The 4,289-nt window shown below is 59.8% G+C and carries 4 protein-coding genes; 3 read left to right on the plus strand and 1 reads right to left on the minus strand.

Annotated features, from left to right (window positions below; translation table 11 throughout):
* Window positions 1-99: 99 nt before the first annotated feature.
* From ruvX to chlP, 3 genes are all read left to right on the plus strand, one after another.
* Complete coding sequence (gene ruvX / locus NW837_RS09585; RefSeq protein WP_414331042.1) at window positions 100-564, plus strand: Holliday junction resolvase RuvX; 465 nt, start codon at window positions 100-102, stop codon at window positions 562-564.
* Entirely contained in the window at window positions 536-1,672 is a 1,137-nt protein-coding gene (locus tag NW837_RS09590) for an extracellular solute-binding protein (RefSeq protein ID WP_414331044.1), read from the plus strand. The genes ruvX and NW837_RS09590 overlap by 29 nt, the downstream gene beginning before the upstream one ends.
* A gap of 124 nt (window positions 1,673-1,796) precedes the next feature.
* Entirely contained in the window at window positions 1,797-3,017 is a 1,221-nt protein-coding gene (chlP, locus tag NW837_RS09595; protein WP_414331046.1) for a geranylgeranyl reductase, read from the plus strand.
* A 7-nt stretch (window positions 3,018-3,024) separates the two neighbouring features.
* Here the strand turns inward: chlP and NW837_RS09600 are convergent, their stop codons facing one another.
* Window positions 3,025-3,873, minus strand: coding sequence for a hypothetical protein (locus tag NW837_RS09600; RefSeq protein ID WP_414331048.1), 849 nt, complete (start codon window positions 3,871-3,873; stop codon window positions 3,025-3,027).
* Window positions 3,874-4,289: the final 416 nt, after the last annotated feature.

The following is a 4,289-nucleotide window of genomic DNA, read 5'->3' on the forward strand; positions in this document are numbered from 1 at the left end:
CATCTACACAGCGGGGCCATTGCGGGTGAGTTTTCTGATGGCAGAAGCTTCCGGTCAACCCGGCTCTTCTGGGGCTCAGCAGGCGGGGCGTCCTGAGGGATGACGGATCCACTCCACCCGGCAAGACTGAAGGGCCAACGAGTGCTGATCGGTTTCGACCCAGGGCGCGACAAATGCGGCATTGCTGTGGTGCAGGTGTTTACGCAAACGGAGCTGAAGGTTTTACACCGGGAGGTGGTCCCTTCCGCGGCAGCGCTGTCTAGACTACAAACGCTCCGGCAACAGTTTCAGGCGGAGCAAGTGATCCTGGGCAATCAGACGACGGCCCAAGCCTGGAAGTCTCAACTGGAATCGATCCTCCCCCCGCAGCAGATTGTCCTGGTGGATGAGCGGCACAGCTCCCAAGAGGCCCGTCAGCGCTACTGGGATTTTCACCCACCGCAGGGATGGGAGCGGCTGTTGCCCAAGGGGATGCGGGTGCCGGCCAAGGCTTACGATGATCTGGTGGCTCTCATTCTGGTGGAGCGGTACTGTCGTGGGCGAGATACGGCTGAGCCGACGTGAGCTGCTGCAGGGGATCCTGCTGGGGCTGGTGGCAGCAGGATGTGGGGGGCCGGATGCGCACTTGCCTCTTATCGTGGCGCTTAAGCAAGGGATCCCTGCCAGTTTGCTCAACGAGTTTCGCCGCAGGACTCAGGCCCGCTTTCGGCTGCAACTGTTGGATAGTCGGGATCAGTTGTTGGCCTATCTCCGGCAAAGTGTTCAGCCGGCTGATCCGGCCTGGTGGGATCCGGGGGGATGGTTCCGGCGGCGGCTGCCGGTGGCGGCTTTGAGTTTGTTGGGGGCCGACGGATTGGATCGGGCCATTGCTGCCGGTTGGCTGGATCCGCTACCGGAAAGCCTGCTGGGAGAACGATGGCAGAATCTGGATCCCCGTTGGCAAGCTGCGGCACGCCGGGGAGGGCAGACTTGGGGTGTGCCCTGGCGCTGGGGGGTAACGGCCATTGCCTACCGCCGGGATCGGGTGAGGGAGCCCATTCGGGACTGGGCGGATCTGTGGCGGCCTGAGCTGGCCGGCAAACTGACTCTGCCGGATCATCCGCGGGAGGTGATTGGGCTAACCCTAAAGAAAATGGGCCGCTCCTACAACGATCCCCTCAACCCTGAGGATGTGGAATTACGTCAAGAGCTGGGATCCCTGCATCGCCAGGTTTTAACTTACACCTCTTCCGACTACCTGCCCATCTTGCGCTTGGCCGATAGCTGGGTGGCCGTGGGCTGGTCGCAGGATCTCTACGCCACCCAAGCCAACTACCCTGAGCTGGCAGTGGTGATCCCGGCCTCCGGATCCGCCATCTGGTGGGATGTCTGGGTGCGACCCCACGTCGAAGACAATGCCCACACAGAATCAACCCAGACCGATTCCGGATCCCTGTTGGCTGACTGGCTTGATTTTGTCTTGAATCCCGAATTTGCCCCCCGCTTGGTCAATCTGAGCGGGATCCCTTCGGTTTTGCCGCTGGATTTGGCTCAACTTGCCCCACGCCTGCAACGCAGAGCCGACTTGCAAATCTCCACTTGGCAACGCTCGGAGATCTGGCGCCCCCTGAGCTCAGCCGAAGCCGAGTCCTATCTCAACCTCTGGGATCAAATGCGGCGGGGCCTTTTGTAGAAACACAGCGAGCGCGAGCCCTCCACTCTGCAACACTTCGTCAAGGTCCGCAATGCTTCTGAGGAGCTGTGGTAGGATGCCTGCTGTCTGATGAGCCAGTTGCACTTGCATCGAGGAGAGCACCTTGAGTCTGAGAGTTGCTGTTGTGGGGGGCGGCCCAGCCGGAGCCTCTGCTGCCGAAGTTCTGGCCCAAGCTGGAATCGAGACCTTTTTGTTTGAGCGGAAGCTGGACAACGCCAAGCCCTGCGGGGGCGCCATTCCCCTCTGTATGGTCTCCGAGTTCGACCTCCCCGAGGGGATCATCGACCGCAAAGTGCGCAAGATGAAGATGATCTCCCCTTCCAACTATGAGGTGGATATCGCCCTCGAAAAAGAAAACGAGTACATCGGCATGTGCCGCCGCGAGATCTTGGATGCCTTCTTGCGCAATCGTGCCCACCAAAAAGGGGCGGAGCTGATCAACGGCAAGGTAATGCATCTGGAAATCCCCCAGAATGGCCGGGATCCCTACATCCTGCACTACAACGATTTTTCCGACGGATCGAGGCAAGGGGTGCCGCGTTCTTTGGCTGTGGATGTGGTGATCGGGGCGGATGGGTTCCACTCCAAGGTGGCAGAAGCCATTGGTGCTGGCGACTACAACTATGCGCTGGCCTTTCAGGAGCGCATCCGGCTCCCGGACGACAAAATGGCCTACTACGCAGAGCGGGCAGAAATGTATGTGGGGGACGATGTTTCTCCAGACTTTTATGCCTGGGTGTTTCCCAAGTCCAACCATGTAGCCGTGGGCACCGGCACCATGAGGGCAAACCAAGCCCACATCCAAAAGTTGCAAGCTGGGATCCGCGCCCGTGCTGCCGAGCGGATTCGAGGAGGCCAGGTGATCAAGGTGGAAGCCCATCCGATCCCAGAGCATCCCCGCCCGCGCCGTGTGGTGGGCCGTGCTGCTTTGGTGGGAGATGCGGCGGGATACGTCACCAAATCCAGCGGCGAAGGGATCTATTTTGCCGCCAAGTCAGGCCGCATGTGCGCCGAGACCATCGTCGAGACCTCCAACGGTGGGGCGCGCATCCCCAGCGAAGAGGATCTCAAGCTGTATCTTAAGCGCTGGGATCGCCAGTACGGCCTGACCTACAAGGTCTTGGACATCCTGCAGCGGGTGTTCTACCGTTCCAATGCCACCCGCGAAGCCTTTGTGGAGATGTGCGCCGACCGGGACGTGCAGAGGATGACCTTTGACAGCTACCTCTACAAGACGGTAGTGCCCATGAGCCCTTGGGTGCAGTTCAAGATCACGGTCAAAACCCTGGGCAGCCTGATTCGCGGCAACGCTTTGGCTCCCTGAAGTAACCCTACTGCCACTGGAAGGTCACCGTAACGCGATCCCAATTGGCCTCGGTTTTCAGCACACTGGCGGAGGCCCTTTGTCCGGGGGGCACGTCGCTGGGCTCAAACGCTGCCACTCGCGTATCGACAACTTCTTCTCCCCGATAGAAGGTGAAACGAGCACGGGCGTTGAGAACCGTGCGGGTGCTGCGGTTGATCGCTTCCACGCTTAGGCGGCTACCGGCCCCCACTCGTTCTTCCCGAATGGATCCCACGATTACAAAATCTCCTGGGCTAGCGGCAGACTCGGCTGGGGTGGCGGTCGGAACTGGGGTGCCAGGCTGTGGGGCCGTCTCGCTTTGCTTGGGATCCGACTGCCTCAGCAGCTCCAAAACACGGGCCAACTCCTGCTGAAAGAAAACAAAGGCTTCCCGCGATTGGTTGGCCACCTGGGCCAAAATCAGTCGATCCGACTCCTCTACCGGAATTTCCAGGAGGGGAGCTGGCCCTTTTAGGGTGACTCGGATGCTGGCGACTTCTTGGTTGATGAACTTATCCAGGTAGGGAAAGATGTTGAGAATGCAATCTTGGAAGGATCCCATCGGCATGATGCGATTGTTGGTCAGCACCAAGTCGGCCCGCTCACAGCTAGTCCGATCCTCCATATCAATTTCCAAGGGCACCCGAAAGGAGCCGAGGCTGGTGTTGGTGATGGTGACCCCAATGCCGTACACCTCCTGCCGCCAGCCGTGAACGATCTCCAGGCTGGGGCTGGTGACTTCCTCGGTGAAATACTCTCCGGCCCAGGTCGGGGATCCCCACAGAGGCAGGGCCAGTAGCAGCACAGGGAAATGGCAGGTCAGTCTCCCCTTCACCTCAACCTTCCTTAACTCAACTCGCGGACTTTGGGGCAGAGCAGCGGTGTTTCTTGCTCCCCCGGGATGGCAATAGCCTAACCCAGGGCTGGCGCAAACCAGGGGGAGTCTTTGAATAATCTTTCCAACAATAACGGCTTTGAACTTCATCCGCTCTGCCCAAAGGGATAGCCCAGTACCCGTCTTCATCGAGCTGGGGGTTGCCTTTGCGGTGGATCCCAGGGGCCATTTTGTCGGGGCAGCGCCACGGGCTCTGCCGTTTTCCGCTGGGATCCCGTCTGCGATAGGATCAGAAAGTCCAGCTTACTAGCGCAGGAGCCCCGCCCTCTGTCCGTAGGACGAGGGTCGGGAGGAATGCGGAAGTTACGATAGAACCATGACCCAAGTCCTGACCGTCTCCTGCAAGCTCAAGGTGT

Source organism: Synechococcus sp. R6-10 (genome assembly GCF_047461815.1).
Taxonomy (GTDB): Bacteria; Cyanobacteriota; Cyanobacteriia; order Thermostichales; family Thermostichaceae; genus Thermostichus.

Bases quoted from the DNA above. Each gene is read 5' to 3' on its own strand.
- ruvX (WP_414331042.1), top strand. From the start codon at position 100: ATGACGGATCCACTCCACCCGGCAAGACTGAAGGGCCAACGAGTGCTG.